We start from the raw sequence: 23,774 nt of genomic DNA, 5'->3' as shown, positions 1-23,774 counted from the left end.
GAAAGGGAGAGAACCACCACATCCCCCATAGAAAGGGGGTGAGAAGATGGAAGCGATCCCCCGCAAATACGGTGAATGGAGCCAGTTTGACCGCTACTGCAAGCTGGTTCTGTACCATGAGGCGATAGATTATCTGCGGGAAATGAAGTGCCGCCGCGACCGTGAAGTGTCGCTGGACGCTGTTTCCCCGGCTGATTGGGACAAGCTCTCGACCGTAGATCGGTATTCCTGCGACAGCTTTACATTCAGTTCGCATGGCTATGACCTACATATCGACAACGAGCTTGTGGCCGAAGCGTTTGCCAGCCTGCCAAAAGACGAGCAGAGTATTTTGATTCTCCGCTTTGTTCTGGATTTGACTGACGAAGAAATCGGCCGCCTGATGGGAATGTCCCGCAGCGCAGTACAGCGCCACAGGACAAGCACCCTGAAAGACTTGCGTATAAAATTGATGGCGTTCATGCCGGAGGGAGGTTAAACGCGGATGAAGCAATCCAGTTACAAGGGCAAAAGCCCTCTGCCGGATTTTGTGATCGACGCGGCCTGCGCCGGTAACGCCGAAGCCGTGGAGCGTGTCTTGCAGCATTACGACGGCTATATCAATAAGCTGTGTACCCGGACGCTCTATGACGGCAGCGGCCAGCCTCATATCTGCATTGACGAGTATATGAAGCGCCGATTGCAAATCAAGCTGATCCATTCCATCGTTAGTCCCATTGGCGACTGACGGTTAAGGCCCCGGCCATAGACAGGCGGCTTTCCCTTTCCCCGCCTGCCTGTTTTCCTGGCGGCCCCTTTGCTCCTTGACAAATACGCCCGCAGGACAATGGCGGCGCGTCATAGGGCAGACGGATACATTCTGTCTGTGCCGAGCCGGGCGGCAGGTGCGCCAAGAGGCTTTCCCTCATTGGGGTAAGCGGAGCGATTTTACCGTGCCGTAAAGCAGGTGTGGCAGCCTGCGGGCGACGACGCGCAGATAGGACAATGATACTCCCTTGCCGTCGTAGTCCGAGCGTTTGAAGCGTCGCAGGCAACGAGCAGGGCCGCGTGAGAACCACGCGGGGGTGAGATTCCCGTGGAGCTGTGCCAGCAGCCGTCCGTTCTTTTCTGCCCACTTTCACAAAAACAACCTTTGTTTTGAAAAGAAAGGGGGCCTTGTTATGAGTAATAACGATGTGCCTATTTGGGAAAAATACACGCTTACCATTGAGGAAGCGTCCAAATATTTTCGGATTGGGGAAAACAAACTGCGTCGGCTTTCCGAGGAAAACCCCACCGCTGGCTGGGTGATCCTGAACGGCAACCGCATCCAGATCAAGCGGAAGCAGTTTGAAAAAATCATTGATTCCCTTGACACAATATAGTGAAAAAGGGCCTTGCGCGTGTTATAATAGGTTATAAGCGTGTCAAGGCTCTTTCCGTCATGGAAAGGAGCATGACGAAATGCCAAGAAAAGAACGAGATGAAAAAAGACGGGACAACAAAGGCCGCCTTTTGAAGTCTGGAGAGAGCCAGCGATCAGATGGAAGATACGCTTACAAATACATTAACACCTTTGGAGAACCCCAGTTTGTTTACTCATGGAAGTTAGTACCCACCGACAAAGTACCTGCCGGGAAACGGCCCTGTCTTTCCCTGCGCGAGAAAATCAAGCAGATACAGAAAGACCTTGACGACGGGATAGACACCATCGGCAAGAAAATGACCGTGTGCCAGCTTTATGAAAAGTACACCCGGCAGCGCGGGAATGTGCGGAAAGGAACCCAAAAGAGCCGCCAGCAGTTGATGAAACTTCTGTCCGAAGATAAGCTGGGCGCGGCCAGCATTGACAGCGTGAAGCTGTCTGACGCGAAAGAATGGGCCTTGCGTATGCAGGAAAAGGGCGTTGCCTACAACACCATCTGCAACAGCAAGCGTTCCTTAAAAGCCATCTTTTATATGGCCGTACAGGACGATTGCCTCCGCAAGAATCCCTTTGACTTCCAGATCAATGAGGTTATCAACGACGATACCGTACCAAAGGTGCCGCTTACCCCTACACAGGAAAACGAGCTTTTGGACTTCATGCAGAACGATCCCGTCTATGCCAAGTATTATGACGAGGTGGTGATCCTGCTGGAAACCGGGCTTCGTATTTCCGAACTCTGCGGCCTGACGCCAGCCGACCTGAATTTTGAGAAGCGCTTTGTGAATGTAGACCACCAGCTTTTGAGAAGCACCGAGGACGGTTACTATACCGAAGCGCCAAAAACAGAAAGCGGATTCCGTCAAGTGCCTATGAGCGCAGCCGCCTATGAAGCGTTTGAGCGCGTGTTGAAGAAGCGCAGGGACGGCAGGTGCATTGAGGTTGACGGTTATAAGGACTTCCTGTTCCTGAACCGGGACGGTCTGCCCAAAACCGCCGTCAACTATGACGCCATGTTCAAGTGCCTTGCCAAGAAGTACAACAAGTGCCACAAGGAGCCGCTGCCCGATGTGATGACGCCGCACACCATGCGGCATACATTCTGTACCAGAATGGCAAACGCGGGCATGAACCCCAAGGCATTGCAGTACATCATGGGACACGCCAACATTGTAATGACGCTGAACTATTACGCCCACGCTACTTTCCATTCCGCACAGGAGGAAATGGAACGGCTGCAAGCCAAGGCAAAAACCACCGCAGAGGCCAAGCCGGAGCCTGCGGCGGAAAGCGCCGAGGAAACCAAGGCGGCATAAGTAGTACGCAGAATTTACTACTGCTTTTACTACTTTTGAGAGCGAAAACATAAGGGGTAATAAAAAGATTTGTGAGGTTCTTCCGATATGAAAAGTGCCGGAAAAGCCCGGAATAACGGGCTATACCGGCATATAAGAACATCTAAAGAGATAATTAGAAATCTATTAAATGATTGATGGTAAGAGTCATAAAGAATAAAACATCACAGACAGAGCCGGATGGATCAGCAAAGATTCATCTGACTCTGTTTTTTTGGTGTCCAAAATCTATATGATCATGATGATATTATAGCTAATATAAAAAAGTTGGGTAATGTTCACACAAGCATGTCCCACATTACAGTCAATATTGATAAGTCAATGATTCACAAGTTAATATAGTGATATCGTAATTTACGAGGGAGGATACATATGAAAAAAAGAAGATTGATGGCAGCGATGTTAGCCGGTACAATGGCACTTAGCAGTGTTGCGTATGCGGATGTCCGGGATCAGGGAAAAGGTTCTGAACATCAGATCACTGGCGAACAGATCAAGGTTGCGACTGACAGCAACGCATTGGTAAGAGAGGAAACACCTGTAAGCAAAACGCAGACATCAGGGGATGGTCTGGTGAAAAATGTGAAGACGCTGGATGAAAACCCGGATGCGGATCAGGTATCTCTTACAATTCGAGTAAATAAAAAGTATTTCGAAAAAACTTACGGACAGAATGATCCAACGGTAAGGGGGATCTCTGCAAGCGACTATGAGATCGTTGGAGGCAATGTTTCTAATAAGAGATATCTTAATAATGTCAAATATACAAGAGAAGAGGGAGAAAAACCCGGAAAATATAAAATCACCAGTATTTCCTGCGATGCATATCCAAACGGGGAATTAAAGTTGGCTGAGGAGAGTTCTTATTTTGTAATTGAGAAAAAAGCGATCGGAACGGTTACAGATCGCAAGGTGAATATTCCGGATAACGGAAAAGAACAGACCGCAAATGCAGCGAGCCTTTGCTATTGGATAAATGATAAAAAGCCAACAAAGATTATATTAAAGGATCTTTCTGAAGAGGATAAGGCAAAATTTGAGCAGCTTCCGAAGGTTGATGAAAATGGCGTGATCCATTTTACCCTGAAGCAGCTTGGGAATGGTGCGAGCGTGAGCATCCCGTTTACTGCAGAAGGCGATTATTATACATATCCGGATGTGAATCTGGTGGTAACAACGCAGAAGGTAACATTAAAGACGGTGGAAACCCATACAGCAGAGGAAATCAAAAGCTTTTATGCTGCACATCCGTTTTCTACCAGTTACCGGGATGCATGGACAGTTGCGCCAAATGCGAAAAATGGGGTAGCAGGTGAATTGACAGAAGGAACCGTGGAGAATGCCTTAAATGCATTGAATTTTATCCGTTATATTGCCGGTATCAATGCAGATGTAACGGTCGATCCGGAATATGCAGAGAAAGCACAGGCTGGAACTACACTTTTGACTGAAGTGGGAAAACTGGAGCATACTCCGAAAAAACCATCTTCTGTTTCTCAGGAGTTTTATGATCTTGGGTATCAGGGAACCTCTTCCAGCAATCTTGGATGGGGGTATTCGAATCTAGCAGATGCAGTGATCAGAGGCTGGATGAATGATGGAGACAGCAGCAACATTGACCGGGTAGGACATCGCAGATGGTGTATCAATCCGACGATGGGAGCAACAGGCTTTGGACATAGTGGAAGTTATACGGCGATGTATTCGTTTGACCGGAAAAATACAACGGATGTTTCCTATGTGACATGGCCGGCGAAGAACATGCCGACGGAATATTTCTGCGGTCCATGGTCTGTCTCCCTCAATAGAAGTGAGCTGAAGGTCCCGGATAAAACAGCAGTTAAGGTTACCTTGACGAAAAAAGACGGCAGCAGTGTTGTCCTGGACAGCAGCTGCAGCAGTAAGAGTGGAAAATACTTAAATTACAATGCTGAGGGATTCGGTATGGGACCGGCAATTGTGTTCCAGCCATCGGTTAAATATTCCGCATCCGATGTGGTAACTGTAAAAATCGAAGGAATCCAGGACAAATACGGTAATGATGTTCCGCTGGAGTATACCGTTACATTCTTTAGCATGAACGGGACTTCCGGCGGATCCGGTAGTTCTGGTGGCTCAGGCAGTTCCGGTAGCTCAGGCAGTTCCGGTGGCTCGGGCAGTTCCGGCGGCTCAGGCAGTTCCGGTGGATCGAGCAGCTCCAGCGGATCGAGTAGTTCCGGTGGCTCGGGCAGTTCCGGTGGATCAGGAAGCTCCGGCGGCTCCAGTAGTTCCGGTGGCTCGGGCAGTTCCGGCGGCTCCAGCAGTTCCGGCGGATCCCACAGTTCCAGCAGCTCGAGAGGCAGCAGCAGTTCCTCACGCAAGGTAACCACTACCAATACGAATAATGGCACCGAAATTCCGTCTTATGTCGTGAGAGGAAACTGGAAACAGGAGGGTGATAAGTGGAGCTTTAAGGATTCTTCCGGAAAAGCGTATAAGAATACCTGGGCAGCTGTAGTCAACCCATATGCGAATACTGCGGCAGGTCAGTCTGCATTTGACTGGTTCCGCTTTGATGCGGCAGGTCAGATGATGACAGGCTGGGTGACTGATCCGGATGGCAACATTTACTACCTGAATCCGATCTCTGACAACACCAAAGGTAAAATGCAGACCGGATGGTTATGGATCCCGGATGCCAATGGTGTTAAGAGATGTTACTACTTCAACCCGGTTTCCGATGGCTACCGCGGAAAACTGCTGAGAAATACTGTCATTGATGGCAGTACCGTGAACGCAGACGGTGTATGGACGGTCAATGGAGTGGTGCAGACGAAATAGGGAAGAGAAAACAGATATGTAAGACATCATAATAAAAATATCACAGGCAGGGGCAGATGAAGCAATCGTGTTTCATCTGCCCCTGCCTTTTTGTGTCCAAAATTTGTGAGAGCCTGAGCATAGAATAAAAATCACAGAGCATAACAGAAAGCACACTTTACGATATGAAGGAGGACACATATGAACACATTACTGAAAAGCGCAGGCGGTATCACACAGGTTTCGGCAGATTCCAGACTGCTGTCAAATCGGCTGATCTTTCTGGAGGGAAAGATCGATGCGGGCAGTGCGGGGGAGTTTGTCCGTCAGATCCTGATCCTGAATCAGGAGAGCACGGAGAAGGCGATCCGTGTCCTGGTCAACAGTGCTGGCGGGGAGATCAGCTCCGGTCTCATGATCTACGATGCGATCCAGGGAAGCCGGGCACCGGTCGAGCTCTACTGCATCGGACATGCGTACAGCATGGCGGCCGTGATCGTTGCGTGCGGATCGCATGGAAGATATATCCTGCCGCATGGGGAGATGATGATCCATGAACCGATGCTTGGACAGCAGGTTGCCGGGAATTCGTCCTCGATCCGTTCCATCTCGGAGGGACTTTTGGAGATGAAGGGGCGGATCAACCGTCTTCTTGCAAAGCACACAAAAAGGAGTGAGGAGGAAATTGAAAAAGCAACTGCCTACGACCATTTTTTCAGCCCGGAGGAAAGCGTCGAATTCGGACTGTGCGATGAGATCGTGGGATTTGAGAAGATCCTGGAACCGATTCTGTAAATGCTCCTTGCCGGAGTTATCTGGGATTCCATAGTACAAGGAAATAAGATTTGCCCGGAGATAGAAGGCAAAGCCATCGGTGCAGCAGATGCGGGATGGTTTTGATCCACGTCTGAGAAAACATGAGACTGTGAACTGCTGCGGCGCAAAAAGGCACATGCAGGGGGAGTGTACAGGCCGGTGCAGTAAAGATGCAGTTTAAAATTCTGTTACATAGTTTGGAGGTATGCGTATATGAAAAAAGAACGAGTTATTTTAGGAAAGAACTGTTCCTACAGCGCGGACAGCAAAATCACAGGAGTCAACAATAACCGCGTGATCGTCGGCGGTTCCGGATGCGGAAAAACGGTTTCCATCCTGGAGCCGGAGCTTTTGGAGCTTCTGAGAGCCGGATCCTCCAACATGATCGTTGTTGCGACGAAGCGGCGTCTGGTCGACAAGTATAGAAATCCATTAAAAAATGCCGGATACACTGTGTATGACTTGAATTTCGCGGAGCCGGAAAATTCGAATTGCTGCTATGACCCATTAAAATATACAAAAACCGAGGAGGACATCACAGATCTGGCATCTGCGATCGTGCTCGCAAATGCGAAAAAAAGCAACTCGAAAATGGACCCGTTCTGGGATGACAGCGCGATCTCGCTTCTCACTGCGGAGTGTGCAGCATTTCTGGCACTTGGTAAGGACTGCTTTGCCGATGTTGTCCGGTTTCAGAGCAGCATGGGTATCTATTCAGCAGGAAATGCAGGAATCACGACCAGCTTCGATAAGGTGATGGAAGAAGCGGCTGCCAGCCGGCCGGAGTATTGTATCGAAAAATACTGGAATACATTCCGGGAGAATCCGGATCGGACTGCCCGCTGCATTTATACATCATTAAACACTGCGATGGATAAAATGTTCACATCCAGGATCTGCAAAGTGATGAAGACAAGACCGGTTATCGATTTCCAGAATGTGGCGAACGAAAAGAGCGTGATCTTCGTGACGACAAGTCCGGTAAAAAAATCACTCCACGCTCTTGCCCAGATGTTCATCTCCCAGGCGGTGAAAGAGCTGTTTGAGATCGCGGAGAAAAAGCCATCCGGTACGTTGAAGAGGCCGGTCCATATTTCCTTCGACGATTTTGCCACCGGCGGGCGGTGTGCAAACTTTCCGGAGTATATCTCGATTTTCCGGGAAAAGGGAATGTCCTCGACGATCCTTCTCCAGTCGGAGGCGCAGCTTCACCAGATGTATGGGAGCGACGCGATCACGATCCTGGATAATTGCGACAGCTATGTATATCTCGGCGGAAACAATATCGATACCGCAAAGAGCATCAGTATTCGGCTGAATGTCCCGGTAAATGAAGTGCTGCACATGCCGGTCGGGCGGGAGATTGTTTTCCGCAGAGGTCAGCAGCCGGTCGTGACGGAACGGTACGATGTCTTTCAGGACGAGTACTACCGGCGGATCACGAGAGAGTACCAGGAGGAGGTACGGAAAAGTGAAGAGGTGATCGGGAGAATAGAAAATCGGTGCCAGAGTGTCAGACGGGCGAGGATGAACCGGCTGCTGAGCGAGGAGGGCGGCGAGGTGGAGATTAGGGAGGTGGAATAGGCGGAGATTAAAAACAGAAAAGACCGCCATTTAGTAAGGCGGCCTTGAGCAACTTATGAAGAATGTGTGGGAACATCTTTAGGTTCCAGGAGTTCTACAATTCTGTTATATAAGGCAATATAGCATTCCAATGCATTCTTGATCAATGCAACACTGCTCCGAGTTTCATTCTCACCTGCGTGATTTGTAGCGTTTCGTTCCTGCTTTAACTGCATGTGAAGGCGGATAAGAACATTGATCATATCGGAAACATTAATAATCTTATCGGAATCAGCAGTTTTTTCTTTGATAACAGCGGGGTTCTCTCTAATATAGAAAAATTCTTCTGTTGGTAATTTCTTCTTTTCCTTAGGATCGTTTGGATCGATTATGGAACCGGTAAGCTTTACCTCATACCTTTCCAGCTCTTTTTGAGTCTTCTTTTTGGGCAGACGGATGTCAGGTAAATTTCCCTTTTCCAAAATATCCTTGGAGGCAGGAAGTTCATTAAGTTTAATAAAAATAGGAACGTCATTTTTCCATTTGCATCGCTTATAGCCGGTCTGCTGTACAACAACATTTTCAAGAGGGCTGATAGTGTCTTTAGGAATCCCCTTGTCCTTTAATGCTTCCTTGATTTCAGCGTTGATTGCTGTTCCTTCATTGGAAAACAGACGTTTGTGTTTGGCATCAGTCTCAGAAACCAAAAATTTATGCTGAATCATACTTTTGGGCATTTTGCTTTCCACAAGCGTAAGCGCCTGCTGAATGAAGCCTTTTTCTGTACACCATCTAACCTCATCAATAACTTGGCGTTTACTACTTAGGAGCTGTTCCCCATAACTGTTAGAGATCAGATCCTTGAACATCGTGAGATAACCAGCTCCCGTATGATTGCTATCTAATTTCAGAATAGCATTTGAAAGATCCTCTAACCCTTTTTCAAATTTATTAACATCACACAGCTGAATACCTTCTGCAATTGTCTGCATATCTGTCAAAACAGCCTGTTCATACTCGTTCGTATTGTTTGAACTGTCTGCCTGTTCGGACTTTTCAGGATCCATCGCCTGCTTCAGCGATGCAGTTTGTCCGTAATAGATACATTCATGAATGCCAGATACGAAATTCATAATCTTAAAAATTTCAGAATCAGAGGTAACAACAGCCTGAGAACCAGAGTATTCAACACTGTGAATATTGCTCTCTGGGATTGAGATGCCCTCCATCTGAAGCAGGGAAAGGATACTGTTCAGAATTTCCTGATCATTTCGAAGACCACCATGAGTGTCTACGTGAATATTCATATTTGGGTAATGCTTCTTAAGCTTACGAATTTCAGTGACAACTTTGTTGATGAACTGTACAGTCCTTTGTGTACGTTGCTCCGGGGTGTCAGGTGACTTGGAAGAAGTATCCGCGTCCGTGGGAATTTCCTTGTAGGAGAGGGAATGGTCCTTGTTCTGTTTGCGTGCATAATCTGAAGTCGCGCATATGAAATAATCATATGCAGATCGAATTAAAAAATGAAAGCGCTCATCATGTATTTCTTCATCTTCATTACGTTTTGCAAGTACCTGTGGAGAACAGATCATAAGAATTCCATCAAGCTTTTCACCGGAAGTACTTTTAGCAAAATCGTGCATCAATTTTGCAGGGACAGGTTCCAGCTGATAGCGGTATTCAAATGGCTTTTCAGTCGGATCGAGCCTCACATATGATGGACGTAAAGAAGCATCAGCTTCTGGCTCTCTGAGGGTACTTAAAGTCAGCAACAAAAGGTTTTTAGTGCCTTCATCAGGGTCAGGTTTCTGATCCAAGTCAAAAAAATCACCATTTTTCGGCACGGTAAAAATAGGTGTCGTTTCCTTTAATTCTCTGCACTTCGCTCTTAATGCAGCTAGTTTCTTTTCTTTTTCAGCCTTTTTTTCATCCTCAGTTTTGACAGAAATTGTATTGACTTCTTTTTCATTGGAAGTATGAGGTATATGATTCGCAGATTTTTCAGGTACGGTCGAAACTACCTTATGGTAATACGGCACACAGCGCTCATCAATCACATCGAGATCTTCGTATTTGTAGTATTCGTACTGGAAACGTTTCTTTAAGTCTTCTAAGAATTCGATGCCCTCATTTGTATGAGGTTTTGCAAGAACTGCACTGAGATAGTCATTCATTCCGCGGTCAAAGGACTCTGTGCGTTTTACAGGGAACTGTTCGTCCAGCCAGCTGTTCAGTTCATCCAGGTAATCTTTCTGAGAATAGCTGGTGTTTGTTTCGAGATGGTACCTGAAGACCTGGTTGAATAAAGGTTCGTAAACAGGTGTATCTTTAAATCTAGTCTGAAATTCGTCTATGGAAAGTAGCAGAAAACAGGTCGGACACTTCGGATTATTCAGAATTTTCCTTGCTGCGGTCCATTGGTTGATCCCATCCTCATCCAGAGGTTCTTTTATGCATTCACCGATGATAACAAAGGCATTGTTTCCTTTTTCTAAAAGCTGCTCCGGGGAAGCAAGGAATTCTTTTTCACTGGGAAAGAGAATGGTGATTTCCTTATGAGGCGAAACAAAGGAACGACAGATGGATAAAGCGAGTTCCTGGTTAGTCTCCTCGGTAGAGGTGCTGACAAGAAAATGGTAGTGAAGGCTGGAAGGATTCCATTTATCGCTCAGACGATGCCGATAGAAGGTAGTAATATCATCGATGGAATGTCTGCTCAGATGATATTTCGGCAGCAGTTCCTGCCGGATTCCGGCAATGTATTTTTCGACAGTAATATTTTCCATAGTGTGTCCTCCATAAAAACAGGATGATTGATAATGCCTGGTGGGAATTGTCATTATAAAAAAATTATAGGATAGATCCCCAAAAAAAACAACAAAATCGACAAAAAATACTTTTCGTAAATAGAAAAATGAGTTATACTTGAAAACAGTTAGAGACAGGTCGAATATGAACAAACTGTGAACATGCCAAAAATGACCTTCAAAAATGCCTTTTTCAGAATATTCTGGAAAATACCTGCAAAAACGAGCCCGGAAACCCTTTATTTATGCGGGTTCCCAGAGGCAAGTGTAGAAATGCGGGTCGCCCCTTTTAGGGCATTGACACAGATCAGAAAGAGCAGCTAACAGCATATCGATCTTCTCTGTAGAAATGCGGGTCGCCCCTTTCAGGGCATTGCCACATACAATCACAAATTCTCTCTGCTAATTTTAAACTAGTAGAAATGCGGGTCGCCCCTTTCAGGGCATTGTCACACATCACGGAACATAGAACCATTTTTCATATAGTGGCCGTAGAAATGCGGGTCGCCCCCTTCAGGGCATTGCCACCCGTCATGGTTCGTGTAGCTGCCGGTCTGAATACGACTGGAAGAAATGTACCTCGCCCCACTCAGGGCATATCAAAACCGTCCATCCCTGGCGCTCACGCGCCAGGCTTTTTATTCCCTTTCCATATAATCGTTCTATCCCATCTTCACATGTCCAAAATATGAAATCCCCATCTGCTAGAATAAAATCATCAACAGAGACACCAACAAATACTGACGAGCACCAACACACAAGCACATATCCCGATTGGACCCTGCTTCTATGAGCGCACAAAGCACACAACCGGATCGCTCATAAAGCCACAGACGCACAACCACTAAAAAACGGTTAGCCGGCGATGTGTACAAAACCACAAAATCTGGTAAGATATAATAAGAGCATCAAAGGAAAAGAAAACGGAGGAAATGAATATGGCAAAACTGACAAGACATGAGAAGAAATCGATCGAAATGAGCATGGCAGTACCGGCAGAGCGCGGTCCGGTCTGGAACAGCCGTCCGGCAGTATTTGCCGACAAGCGACGCACCTGCTCCCGCAGAAACGGGAAAATGGAGTGTCTCAAAGCACTCCGTGGAAAAATGGATATTTAAGGGGGAAGGAAATGAATTATTATATCTCTGACCACCATTTTGGTCACGTCAGAATGAACAGCGATATTGATTGCCGCGGCTTTGCAGACGTGGAAGCCATGGATGAATATATGATCGAACAATGGAACCGGAGAGTAAAGAATGAGGACGAAGTCTTCATTTTGGGCGATCTGACAGCATTTACAGATGGAGAACAGGTCAATCAGCTTCTTGGCAGACTTGCCGGGAAAAAGACACTGCTGGTCGGAAACCATGACAGGTACCTGGAAGATCCGGCTTTTGATAAGAAACTTTTCACCCGGATCACACCGTATCTGGAACTCTGGGACAACGGAAAAAAGGTTGTCCTGTCCCATTATCCGATTATGTTCTACAACGAACAGTATCTCTTAGACCAGGATGGAAAACCGAGAACTTTTATGCTGTATGGTCATGTCCACAATGGTCCGGATGAGCAGGTCATCATGGAATATCTCGAACAGGTAAAAGACAGAAAGAAGAAAAATCGGAAGACCGGAGAGCCGGAACCGGCGTCATGCCAGATGATCAACTGTTTCTGCATGTTTTCGGATTACGTCCCGCTGACATTAGAGGAGTGGATCCGGACGGACCGGGCGAGAAGAGAAATGGCACAGAATGAAAAATAAGCATCAAGTGCGAATAAAAATGACGCACAAGAGAAAATAAGGATCAGATGGAGAGAAAACCGACGCAGAAAGGAACAGAAGAACTGGACGCAGAGGAAAATGGCGCGGAAGAAAAAATAAGAACCAGGCGCGGAGGGAACCGGCGCATAAGAGAAAACGGAAATCTGCGCGGGATCAAAAATGAAAAAGATGAAGATTCCTGAGCGGAATGCAAAGGAAAGAAAAGGATAGGATAAGGAGACAAATCATGTTTTTTACGTACCAAGATTACCTTCCGATGGAAAAAAGTCTTCCTCTCGAGAAAATGACGAAGCTCCATCAGCAGATGATGGATGAGATCGGAACTGATGAGGATGCGTTGGAGCTGTATGCGGAGCTTATCGAGCAGGCAAACCGCTATCAGGTATTCCGGGCCTCCTGGGCACTATGGAGCAGGGAAGAGAGAACGGAACGTGATGCAGCGCGGACATCCTGCCATAACTCCCTGATCGTAAAATTCAACCAGCTTTCCCGATATTTAAAAATGCAGGGAAAAGAAGCCGGATGGAGAGATGTCCTCGGATATGAGGAGGAGAGTGCCAGCAGCCGGAAACGGATCGGCGATTTTGCAAGTTATCTGGTGTTCATCAATTGTCTGAATGCAAGATAAAAGCTTTTGCATACATACAGAAAGGGGGAATCCTACCGCTGTAGCAGAAGATTCTGCAGATCAGGAATACGAAGAGCATCGACGAAATTCATATTTGTCCGCATGATGTGCGAATAAAAAACGGAAAAGAATATGTTTTGCCGATAATACGGAAATACATAGACTCGTATAGCAATAATATGTTATAATTGTATAAAAAGTTTGAAAAATACGGAAGGGAGAATCTATTCATGAGACAGTTGATGATCTTGGAAGTTTCCCAGAAGCAGGCGTACATTTTTGAAAGTACAAGGCTGAGCGACAATGTGGAACGATCAGAAGAAATATGCTGGGTGACAGATCCGGACTATTTTAAGGCAGTGGCGAAGCAGAGTGGTCTTGCGTTTGATAAAGAAAAAAATCTTGTTTATTCCGGCGGCGGTCATACGGTGCTGGAATTTGAAGACAGAGAATCTGCGAAAAAATTTGCGTATGCGGTATCATCGAGAGTCCGCAGAGAGTTCCCGGAATTGGAGTATTTCATAAAAATCATGGAATATAAAAATGGTCCGGATGATGATCCGGGTAGTAACCTGTCCGAACTTTCTAAACAACTCGAAAAGAAAAAATCAGTACGTGCAGCGTCCTTCCATCAGGGAACTTTTGGAGTCGAGGAAAATGAAACGAATCTTCGCCGTCCAAAACCTGATGTACCTGTACCGGACAGAATCGCGAGAAAAAAAGAAAATGAATATGTTCCGGCGGGATACGTGATGCCGAAAAAATTGGAGGATCTTGGTGTCAGCAAGGATGATTCCAGCTTTATTGCTGTCATACATATTGACGGAAACGGCATGGGAAAACGTGTGCAGAACTTGCGTAGCTCAATCGAAAAAGCTGAATGGAACGAGTACAAAAAAACACTGAAAAATTTCAGTGACGCGATCGATTCCGATTTTAAGATGGCATTCCGCGGTATGCTTGATGAGATCGCTGACCAGATCGGGGATCTGAAGGATAAAGGACTGAAGCTGGAAGAGCATGTATTCCCGGTCCGCAAGCTGATCCTTGCAGGTGATGATGTATGCTTTGTAACGGAAGGACGGATCGGACTTGAAGCAGCCCGTATCTTTATCGAGAAACTTTCGGAGCTGGAAAATGCGGTGGACCACAGGAAGTACACGGCGTGTGCCGGGGTCGCGATCGTTCACCAGAAATATCCGTTCTATAAGGCGTACGAGCTTTCCGAGATGCTTTGCTCGAATTCGAAACGTTTTCTTGCGGCACTGGATCCGTCAGATGAAAATGCCGGAACAAAAGGCTGCGCGATCGACTGGCATATTGAATTTGGTGAGATCATCGATGATCTTTCTGATATGCGACAGAAATATGAGACTTCAGACGGAGGAACTCTGGAGCTCAGGCCGTATCTGATCCGGGCGGATAAAGACCTCTGGGATAAAGAAAAACTTCGTCGTTACAGTGCATTTAAAAGGCTCGTCACTCTTCTTCAGAATAAGCAGGAAACTTTTTCTGAAGACAAAAATGAGGAATCCCGGAAACAGGAAATTTATGCGCGAGGCAAGATCAAGGAACTTCGAGGTGTATTGAAAGAGGGAGAAAAAGCAACAGAATATTATATGCAGTCTTCGTTGATGGATCCTCTGGATTTTGATATTTTCGAAGACCGGGATCAGAAAAAGCAGCTTGACAGTATCGGAACCGGAAGGGGACTGGAACGCCGCACATTTCAGGAGATCAATGGAAAGAAGCATTCTCTCTATTTCGATGCGATTGAGATACTCGATACCTTTATCAGTCTGGACGGGAAAGGAGCGCAGTCATGAAGCTTTTAATGGAAATGACGCTGCGCGCGGATGCGGTATTCGGAAACGGACTCAGCATTCCGGGCGGAGAAGATATTGCAACACAGATGGATGATCAGGGATTCCCTTATTTGAAGGGAAATACATTAAAAGGAATCTTCCGGGAAGAGCTGATCAATCTGCTTAGCTGGTCCGGAAAAGGTGAAAAAGAGACGGATGAGACAGTCTGCACACTGATGGGAGAGGGCGGATCGCAGCAGTTTGATGAGACGAGAAAAGTGCGTTTTTCAGACTTTGTCGTTCATCCGGAGCTTCGAAAGGCCGTAGAGGAAGAAACGGATGATCTTCGGGAGCGGATCGCCATGTTTACTTATACCCGTGATTTCACGAGCTTGGAAAACGGGATGGCAAAAGAAGGATCGCTGCGCCAGTGCCGTGCGGTAAAAAGTGGACTCCATTTTTACGGTACCTGCGATTGTGCAAAAGAGGACGCAGAGCTCGTAAAAGAAGTACTTTCCCTGATCAAATGGGTCGGCACTATGAGAAACCGCGGATTTGGACAGGTAAGCATCGTTGTGGAGGAACAGTATGAGTAGATATTTAAAGATCGATCTTAAGAATCTGGACCCATTAAGGATCGCAGATGACAGGACAAGCCAGCATGGTCAGACTGATACACTCCGCTATATTCCGGGCAGCGCCCTGCGCGGATATGTCATGTCAGAACTGGCAAAGCGTGCAGCAGATTTTGAAACCTGGAAACCGGCCTTTTTCAACGGAAAGATCCGTTTCTTAAACGCATATCTGACTGTGGACGGAAAAGAGATGATCCCGTCTCTGAAGGGATTTTATGAAGATAAAACGCCATGCGTGAATGAAAAGGATATTGAAAATGTGCTTGTCAAAGAGGACGTCACTTCCGGATATAAGCGTGCATCACTCGGCAGTTACTGTTATGTGGATGGGATCCGGATCAACTACACAGGAATCGAGCTGAGTGAGGATATCAATATCAATAACGGGCGAACAGTGGAAAACGGGCGGGCGGATAACCGGAATATCTACCGCAGCCAGTATATCTGCAAGGGGCAGGACTTTACCGGATACATTATGTTAGCGGACGATCTCGATCCGAAGCTTGTTTCTGAGATCAAAGATCTTTTCCGGAAAGAAGTCCGGATCGGAAACCGCCGTTCCGGTGGATATGGAACCTGTCAGTCCTCCTGCACGGAGAAAAACGGAATGCTCCCATATGCCTCCGTCCGCACACAGAAGAGCGGGAAGACCTTCTATATGATCCTCCTTTCCCATTTGACGATGAGAAGCGGGATCGGCGAGCCGGTCGGATTAAATCTGGAAGAGCTCGCAGAACGTCTCGGCTGCGGAAAGCTGGAACTGGTGCGCTGTGCGACATCGACGGCACAGGTCTATGGTTACAACCGGATCTGGAAGGGAACGATCCCGTCCGCCAATATGTATGAAGCGGGAAGTGTGTTCAGACTGCAAGCAGACAAAGTGATCCCGGAAGAAAATTTCCGGAAGGTGGAGCAGGAAGGACTTGGAATCCGCACGGCTGAAGGATTTGGACAGGTTGCTTTTATGGCGGATTTCGGGGAACTTACAAAAAAACACCCGATCGAGCGGAAAACAGCAGGAACGGAAAAGACTGAGACACCGTCCTTTGCAAAAGAGCATATAAGAGACGATGTCCGTGTGACTGCAAGGGGACTCTTACAGCACCGGATCGAGAGAGGAATCGAGCGCTATATTGTAGAACATACAAATGAACTTAAGGGGATCACGGGGAGTCAGCTTGGTCAGGTCGCGTCCATGTGTATCAGCTGGCAGTACGAGCCGGAAACGGCAAATGAGAAGCTTGAAAAATATAAAACACATTCAGAAGAAAAGGGAGCGAGTAAAAAAAGAGAGGATGGCAAAAAAACACCGGTACAGCTCTATAAGTACTTAACAAATATGCTTGGTTCTGATCTGTATGATTTGCTTGGAATTTCAAAAGCACCGATCATGAAAATACCGATTGAGAAGTTGCTCAGCGATGACGAGAAGACCAGATACAAACTGCAGTTGATGGAGCGTCAGATTCGTTATGCGAACAGGGAGGAAAGAAATCGTGGCTGATAAATACGGAAGCTTATATGACCATATTGTATCATACAAGATCACTGCGATGTGCAGAGAACCGCTGCATGTTGGCGGTGGAGATGGGAGGAATGGCGGGATTCTTGTACATCCGGTAGAAAATATTCCTTTTATTCAGGCAACCGGGATCGCCGGAGCTTTAAGAGATTATCTTGCCGAAAATCCGGAACTGGATCCGGATTCGGAGATCCGGAAGACTCTTTTCGGTTCGAGCGCAGATGGCGGGGACAATGGAAGCAAGGTACGCATCAGTGACGCCTTTTTTTATGAGAATGTCGCAGATGAAAAACATGCGAATACCGTAAATATAGAGCTGAGACCGCGTGTGAAGATCAACCGGGAGAGTGGCACCTGTCAGACCTATAATACAAAAAGAGGAGCAAACTGGTCCGGTCAGAAATTTGAGACAGAGTTGATCGCTGCAGGGTCGGTACTTAAATTTTCCTTATATCTTTATGAACGGGAACATGAATATGAGGCGCTGCTGGAGAAGCTTCTCTGCGCTCTCCATGCAGGAGAAATCCAGATTGGCGGACAGAAGAGCAACGGATGCGGTTATATCGTATTGAGCGATGTGGTAAAGACGGATTATGATATGACAAATGCCGGGGACCGGAAACTCTGGAAAGATGAGAAAAAAGGCGGAACTTCCATTCTCGGAGAGTTAGAGAAACAGACCTCGAAACAGGAGAAACGGATTCACTTTGAGCTTCACGGAGAGGTAGACAGTGAGATCCTTGTAAAATCGATCGCAGTGAGCAATTATGATCAGGCATCCCCGGATGCAGAGCAGATGAGGACTGCCGACGGAAGACTTGTGATCCCTGCGACATCTATCAAAGGCGTATTGAGAAGCCAGATGGAAAAGATCGCAAAGTTCAAGGGAATACCGGAGTCAGAGATTGAATCAGTCTTCGGAAAGAATGCAAGCGCAGACAAAGGCGAAAAAGGATTCCTTGGCTGCATCCATTTCTTTGATGCAATTTTAGACGGAGGAATGCGTCCGTCACAGATGCGGATCCATATTGATAAATTTACCGGCGGAGTGATGTACGGCGAACTGTTCAGCGAGACGCCGGCTTACGGAAAACTTACGATCCGGGTGGATCTGGAAAAAGAAAACAAGAAGGCGGCAGGACTTCTTTTGATGGCTCTGCGTGATCTGGGGCTTGGTATTTTGCCGCTTGGAAGTGGAAGCAATATCGGAAGAGGATATATTTCCGGAACTGAACTCTCCGTCTGGAAGGGAACCGATATGATCGCGAAGATCGATCTTAAAGGGAGAAAGATCACAGAGGGCGCGGAGCGGATCGAAGATTATGTAAAGGCAGTCTGAGTGAGGTGAGAGGATGAAAACATACAAGCATCTTGAGGTCCGGGAGATCTCCGCAGAACTTCAGGAACTTAAAAAGAGAGCGGCACAGTACCCGTATGTGATCGCCCATATGTACAGCGATATTCAGTGCGGAGAGAATGTGCATGATAAGATCAACTGGGATGAACTTGTCGAACTTCGGGCGTTTGATGAAAAAGGCGAGCTGCATATCTATGAGCAGAACGGCGGTCTGAAGGCTGTGGAGATCACGGAGACAGAAGACTGCAAAGAGGATACGGTAGTGAAATATTATCCGGTCCGCAAAGCTGTATGCGCATCGGCAAAACGATGTGTCCTTGCAGTGAAGGAGTATCTGGAGGAAGATGAGGACGGCCAGGCCGTTGTTGTATACACAAGACCGTTTGGATTGGAGGCGAAGGCAGAATGAGTTATGTAGGAGCTCCCTATAACTTTGTACCGCTTGGATCAAGAGTATACCGGAAGGACAGTATCACAAAACATAATGAGATCACCGGTCTCTCCGGCAGCCTGGAGTACCAGGTGACAGCCCAGACCCCGATCCTTGTGGATGGCGGAGATGAGCATTTTTACAAAAATAAAGACGGAAAGGCAGCGATCCCGGGAAGCACGATGCGCGGACTCGTCCGCAGCAACATGCAGATTTTGAGCCAGTCATCGATCGTGGATGATATCGGAAATGCGAAGCTGATGTACCGGAGTGTCGGCGCAGCCAAAGAAGATCAAAATAAGAAACCTTATGACGAGGTGTTTGAGTCTGCTACAGCGAAGGATAAATATAATAAAAGTTTTTCTTTCCTAAAAAAAGTCAAGGGTGGTTATATTACCTGTCAAAATGGAAAATATTATATTATTCCGTCAAAGGTAGATAAACTTGATCCGTCTAGTGAGAATAAAAATGTGAAGAAAGAGAATAAAAATAGTAAAGTGGATTGGGGCGAGTGTAATTACTACCGATTAAGTGAGCATACGATCATCGAAGACAAGTTTCAGAATTTTGAAATGCTGAAACGAAATCCAGGAATCCTGCAGAATAAAAATGATACGAAGTTCGAGAAACGCGGTAAGAGATGGGTAGGAGAGAAAAACAACTCTTACTGCCCGCGTTTTGAAGAAGTGTATTATATTGCATGCCAGGAGAAGGGGCAGGTAGATGGAATTGTATCCATTAAACCAGGCTCCCAGCCACCTAAAAACTATCAAAAAGGAACAATGATCTCATCGGGCTTCATGAACGATAAGAAAGCATTCTATATAATTCCTGAAAAAGCAGATGAGAGCGAGCGGTTCCCGATTTCAAGTACGGACGTGGACAGCTTTAAACGTGACTATGAAGGACGAAAAAATCAGTTTTCAGCTGCAGTCGGAAATGGAAACAGAAAAGATCTGGTGGAAGAAGCAAAGCGATTTTTTGCACTGCCGGAAGAAGGAGAAACAAAGCCGGTATTCTACATTAAAGCCAAGAATGAAAACAATCAGTTATGTTTTGGATTCACTCCGCATCTGCGTCTTTTCTATAATAAAGAAATCCATGATGGACTTATACCGGAACAGAGAGACAACAGCCTGGATTATTGCAAATCCCTGTTTGGTTTCACGACCGACAAGGAAAGCTACCGCTCCAGACTTTCCTTCCAGGAAGCAGTCATTGACAGAGAGGCTTCTGAGATCGGGAAAAGAACAATGATTCTTGGAGAACCAAAACCAACGAGTTATCTGGATTATCTGATGGAACAAGATGAAAAGAAAACGGAAGCTGCGTATGATGGAGATTTTTCTCTTAGAGGAATAAAACAGTATTGGCTTCATAAAGAACTTTTAGAAACAGCTTTAGGAAATAATAAAAATGTTGGTTCTGGATTTTATCCGTGCCCACAGGGAACATGTTTTACCGGCTGCATCCGTTTCACGAACCTCAGCGAGAAAGAACTCGGAATGCTTCTGTGGAGTCTGCTCCTGGAAAAGGACAGCCAGCAGAACATCGGTAAAGGAAAGCCATACGGTTATGGTCGGGTCAGTGTTTCCCTGAAACACCTGAATATCCTGAATACCGATGCTCTTTATGGCAGCGACAATCTCTGCCTGGACCCGTACGAGGACCAGAAGGAACAGTGCGAGGCATATATCGGAAAGGCAAAACAGGATATGACAGCATTCGTAGGATATGACATCATGAAGTATCCGCCTGTCCGCGATTTCCTTTGGATGAAGAATTCGAAGGAGATCCCGGCTGACGATCAGACCCGATACATGCACTTGGGGGACAAAAACAGCGGTCAGATCAATGAATATCAGGAGCGCAAGAAAAAGCAGGAAGTACTTCCGACGATCGGAGTCGTTCTCGGAAAAGAGAAGAAGAAAGCAACGTCTTCCAATAAGCAGGGCGGTTATGGAAACGGTAACGGCGGCTACAAAGGTGGCTATAACGGAAATAATAAGAATGGACAGAACCGCGGAAACGGCGGCTGGAATAACCAGAAGTCGGGCAGAAGAAACGATTCGGAAAGCCACGATTACAGCAGCGGCGGAAGCGCGTCTACTTCCTTTGGTGATCTGTTAAAAGGACTCAAGCTCAACTAGGGGCTGACGGATCATAAGCGATAAAAAGGAGCCAGGATCCTGTGCACCGGTCTCGAAAAGTCAGATAAAAACAGATGATCGAGAATCCGTGTACAGATCCGGGCTCCTTTTTCTGTCGGAGATTTTCCCATGTGCCATGGAGATATCTGCAGGACCTTCCTTACGGATGCATGACAATAAAAAGGGGGCTGCCGTTGGCAGCTCCCCAGAACATTATTCTGTGCGATTTTTTCTTTCCTTCAAGGATTCAATGATATGTTCCCTGAGACTCACAGGCTCAAGCACGATTGCGGAACTTCCGAAACCGTAAACCCAGGTGCGGAATTTGCTGATCCCGTAGACGGTATCTTCGTAATAGAGGAAACCGTCCTCCTCGTACAGTTTTCCTTTCGTACGGCAGGCAAGATCGCGTTTTACCTTATTCCAGACATTTGCCTCGTTGTAGAAGCGAACTTTTACGTGTTCCGGCTCCTCGGAGAAGCAGTTTCCCCATACCTGAGGAGCGAGATTTTCGATCAGGGAGACATCGCCGCCCTCGACTTTTGTGTGACCCGGCCATAATCCGAGAATGCGGTCAAAGCGGTGAACCTGGATCGCTCCCTTATGGATCGAGAGGATACAGTAGAGATTCTCATTTTCATCATAAGAGATCTTTAAAGGCTGGAAATCAAACTGCATGATCTCGTTTTTTGAATTCTGGTATCTCATGAACAGGGAAGTCTGATTCTCGATCGCGTCCTCGACAAGCTGCAGGCGGTCTGAAAGCTCGTGGTAATTGTGGATCGCGCGGTAGCTGTCCTTGATCTGGAAGAAAAACGGATCTTTTCGCATTGCAGCCGGTCTTGCATCCAGGTCCTTAAGGACGGCGTTTAACGCCAGGGTCTCGTCGTAGCTCAGGGCGACATCGAACTCGGAGTAGCAGGAATGGCTGATGTAAAGCGGAATCTCATCGAGCTTTCCCTGAACGATCATTTCTTCTAATTTCGGAGAAAATTTTCCGCTCTCGAGTGCCCCAAGCATGCCCTCGAGACTGTTCTCATCTTCATTTTCAGGCTCATCGGTTTCAGGCTCATTTTCCGGATTCATGTTCCGGCCATTCAGATCGAAATAAATTCTGTTTTCTATGCCGCAATCGGACTCGGAATTATCAGAAAATTTTGCAAAAATTTTTGCTGCCCATTTGATCATGACTACGATATCCCAGCGGAGAACGGTAAGAGGGACCTGAGTCGCCTTGTGAAGCTCAAGGATCGTCATTCCGGTATAAAGTCCCTCACTGCAGCGGCTGGAGAGCCAGCTGTAGTATGACTGAAGACGGATATAAGGGTTTGTATAATTATTCATGGTCTGCCTCCTCGTATCTGGATAACGTGCGGTCCACGGAAAATTCCATCTTTTCTTTCAGCTCTGCCGGAGCAATGACATGGACGCTTTTTCCGAACTGGCGGAGATAGTTTGCGAAGTCATTGAGACCGCGGATCGTGTCTGTATATTCCAGCTGATTTTCATCCGGAAGGAAGTCGATGGATGCACCGCTTCTCTGCTGCTTTAAATACTGGACTTTTCGTTTTACATTTGCAGTCAGGTCGAAACGGACCGTTACATTTACCGGCTCCTCCACGGAAATGCTGAACATTTCGGAAAAGATCTTCTGGAAAGCAGCGGAGTGGTAATTGTTGTTCGGATATTTGGTCTCCTCGAAGTCTGTAACCGTGCTGAGATCGATGATCGAATTGGATACCGGAGTGAGGACAGGATCCTCTGTAAATACCTTTCCGAAGAGATACAGGGCGGCCTTTTCAACACTGTAGATCACCATTCCGATCTGGAAAAGAACCTTTTTCGGCTGCTTTTCCGTACGCGGCAGATAATCGATCCAGAGCAGCTTTTCCCTGTAATTGGTCTTGGACAGCTTTTCCATCCAGAGGCTGATCTGATTGAGGATTCCATGATTTTTTCCGTAAGTCACATAGTTTGAGCTGGAGACATCACCCATATCGTAGGAAGCTTCCAGAATTTCCAGCTTTTTGGCGATGGATCTGAGCTGGCTGTGATAAGGAGAACCTTCCGGAAGTGTTTTTAACTGGTCTAAGAGTGTAAACAACTCCTCATCGGTAAAGTGATGAAGGATCGGAATAGTCCGGCCGGTAGCGTGGTAAATACCATTCGCATCGAGACGGATCTCATCCTCCTCATCCAGCTCGTTGAGAAGCACTTTGAAAGTGGAGGAAGCGATATCGAGCGGGATCTTTGTCGGATTGTAGGTCGGTTCCAATTCATCAGGAGCAAGAAGAAAAAGATCCTCGAGATTTTTCGGGGAAGCAGCAGCCTTGTGGAGCTGCTGGACGATCGTGTATTTGCGCAGGATATTGTCGGTCAGAGAGGTATAATTCTCTGTCACGGCAGACCCATCATTCCAGGTGAGAGTATAGTAGACGGAGCGGTCCTTTGTCCTTCGATCGATCGCAAAGCCACGGTCCATCAGACGGTCAATATAGTTATAAACACTCTGACGGTTGCAGGAGAGCAGATCCGTGATATCCTTTACGGATAACTCTTTCTTCTCCTTGAAAGCATGGATCAGATCGGCAAGCTTTTCTTCAACATTTTTCTTTTTCATAAGCTAAAACCCTCTCATATGTATCATAGGGAAAATTTTCGAAATTCCAACTCCATTATAACAAAGTAAAAACAAAAATCATATGAAAAAATA

General features: G+C 46.6%; 19 protein-coding genes. 16 read left to right on the top strand and 3 right to left on the bottom strand.

What is annotated here, in order from left to right:
- Positions 1–46: 46 nt before the first annotated feature.
- The 7 genes from FN001_RS11390 to FN001_RS11355 all read left to right on the top strand — a co-directional run bounded on the left by FN001_RS11390 (position 47) and on the right by FN001_RS11355 (position 7,959).
- A complete protein-coding gene (locus FN001_RS11390; RefSeq protein ID WP_055201460.1) occupies positions 47–478 on the top strand; it encodes a sigma-70 family RNA polymerase sigma factor in 432 nt (143 codons plus the stop codon).
- 6 nt (positions 479–484) lie between these two features.
- Positions 485–727 (top strand): helix-turn-helix domain-containing protein, encoded by a 243-nt coding sequence (locus tag FN001_RS11385; RefSeq protein WP_004611627.1) that lies wholly within the window; start codon positions 485–487, stop codon positions 725–727.
- A gap of 433 nt (positions 728–1,160) precedes the next feature.
- Positions 1,161–1,364: an excisionase gene (locus tag FN001_RS11375; protein ID WP_055201461.1), complete on the top strand. Its 204-nt coding sequence runs from the start codon at positions 1,161–1,163 to the stop codon at positions 1,362–1,364.
- Between the two features lie 79 nt (positions 1,365–1,443).
- On the top strand, positions 1,444–2,721 hold the full coding sequence (locus FN001_RS11370; RefSeq protein ID WP_106999819.1) for a tyrosine-type recombinase/integrase: 1,278 nt from the start codon (positions 1,444–1,446) through the stop codon (positions 2,719–2,721).
- 411 nt (positions 2,722–3,132) lie between these two features.
- Positions 3,133–5,580 carry a CAP domain-containing protein gene (locus FN001_RS18130; protein ID WP_185911910.1) on the top strand — a complete coding sequence of 816 codons (2,448 nt, stop codon included), beginning with the start codon at positions 3,133–3,135 and terminating at the stop codon, positions 5,578–5,580.
- A 180-nt stretch (positions 5,581–5,760) separates the two neighbouring features.
- Entirely contained in the window at positions 5,761–6,354 is a 594-nt protein-coding gene (locus FN001_RS11360) for a ClpP family protease (RefSeq protein ID WP_118530106.1), read from the top strand.
- A 234-nt stretch (positions 6,355–6,588) separates the two neighbouring features.
- A complete protein-coding gene (locus FN001_RS11355; RefSeq protein WP_142411906.1) occupies positions 6,589–7,959 on the top strand; it encodes a type IV secretory system conjugative DNA transfer family protein in 1,371 nt (456 codons plus the stop codon).
- Positions 7,960–8,012: 53 nt separating this feature from the next.
- Here FN001_RS11355 and FN001_RS11350 read toward each other — a convergent pair whose 3' ends face one another.
- Entirely contained in the window at positions 8,013–10,727 is a 2,715-nt protein-coding gene (locus FN001_RS11350; RefSeq protein ID WP_142411905.1) for a hypothetical protein, read from the bottom strand.
- Positions 10,728–11,686: 959 nt separating this feature from the next.
- Between FN001_RS11350 and FN001_RS11345 the strand changes: the two genes are divergently transcribed.
- The 9 genes from FN001_RS11345 (at position 11,687) to FN001_RS11305 (ending at position 21,061) form a co-directional block, all read left to right on the top strand.
- Positions 11,687–11,866, top strand: a complete 180-nt coding sequence (locus FN001_RS11345) for a hypothetical protein (protein WP_142411904.1) — start codon at positions 11,687–11,689, stop codon at positions 11,864–11,866.
- 11 nt (positions 11,867–11,877) lie between these two features.
- Positions 11,878–12,513 (top strand): metallophosphoesterase, encoded by a 636-nt coding sequence (locus tag FN001_RS11340; RefSeq protein WP_142411903.1) that lies wholly within the window; start codon positions 11,878–11,880, stop codon positions 12,511–12,513.
- A gap of 247 nt (positions 12,514–12,760) precedes the next feature.
- The gene (locus FN001_RS11335; protein WP_142411902.1) at positions 12,761–13,162 is read left to right on the top strand and encodes a hypothetical protein; all 402 of its coding nucleotides are present in this window, start codon (positions 12,761–12,763) and stop codon (positions 13,160–13,162) included.
- A gap of 230 nt (positions 13,163–13,392) precedes the next feature.
- Positions 13,393–14,988 (top strand): Cas10/Cmr2 second palm domain-containing protein, encoded by a 1,596-nt coding sequence (locus FN001_RS11330; RefSeq protein ID WP_142411901.1) that lies wholly within the window; start codon positions 13,393–13,395, stop codon positions 14,986–14,988.
- The gene (locus tag FN001_RS11325) at positions 14,985–15,563 is read left to right on the top strand and encodes an RAMP superfamily CRISPR-associated protein (RefSeq protein ID WP_142411900.1); all 579 of its coding nucleotides are present in this window, start codon (positions 14,985–14,987) and stop codon (positions 15,561–15,563) included. The genes FN001_RS11330 and FN001_RS11325 overlap by 4 nt, the downstream gene beginning before the upstream one ends.
- Positions 15,556–17,106, top strand: a complete 1,551-nt coding sequence (locus FN001_RS11320; protein ID WP_142411899.1) for an RAMP superfamily CRISPR-associated protein — start codon at positions 15,556–15,558, stop codon at positions 17,104–17,106. Before FN001_RS11325 ends, FN001_RS11320 begins: the two co-directional genes overlap by 8 nt.
- Positions 17,099–18,463: an RAMP superfamily CRISPR-associated protein gene (locus tag FN001_RS11315; RefSeq protein ID WP_185911909.1), complete on the top strand. Its 1,365-nt coding sequence runs from the start codon at positions 17,099–17,101 to the stop codon at positions 18,461–18,463. Before FN001_RS11320 ends, FN001_RS11315 begins: the two co-directional genes overlap by 8 nt.
- A 13-nt stretch (positions 18,464–18,476) precedes the next feature.
- Positions 18,477–18,890, top strand: a complete 414-nt coding sequence (locus FN001_RS11310; protein WP_142411897.1) for a hypothetical protein — start codon at positions 18,477–18,479, stop codon at positions 18,888–18,890.
- Positions 18,887–21,061 (top strand): TIGR03986 family type III CRISPR-associated RAMP protein, encoded by a 2,175-nt coding sequence (locus FN001_RS11305; RefSeq protein WP_142411896.1) that lies wholly within the window; start codon positions 18,887–18,889, stop codon positions 21,059–21,061. The genes FN001_RS11310 and FN001_RS11305 overlap by 4 nt, the downstream gene beginning before the upstream one ends.
- Positions 21,062–21,274: 213 nt before the next feature.
- Here FN001_RS11305 and FN001_RS11300 read toward each other — a convergent pair whose 3' ends face one another.
- Together FN001_RS11300 and FN001_RS11295 are read right to left on the bottom strand one after the other, a co-directional pair.
- Positions 21,275–22,405, bottom strand: a complete 1,131-nt coding sequence (locus FN001_RS11300; protein WP_142411895.1) for a helix-turn-helix transcriptional regulator — start codon at positions 22,403–22,405, stop codon at positions 21,275–21,277.
- Positions 22,398–23,681 carry a WYL domain-containing transcriptional regulator gene (locus tag FN001_RS11295; RefSeq protein ID WP_142411894.1) on the bottom strand — a complete coding sequence of 428 codons (1,284 nt, stop codon included), beginning with the start codon at positions 23,679–23,681 and terminating at the stop codon, positions 22,398–22,400. Before FN001_RS11295 ends, FN001_RS11300 begins: the two co-directional genes overlap by 8 nt.
- Between the last annotated feature and the right edge of the window lie 93 nt (positions 23,682–23,774).

The sequence above is a fragment of the Clostridium sp. Marseille-P7770 genome (assembly GCF_902143525.1).
Lineage (GTDB): Bacteria > Bacillota > Clostridia > Lachnospirales > Lachnospiraceae > Pilosibacter.
This window is presented reverse-complemented; position numbering and strand designations above follow the sequence as displayed.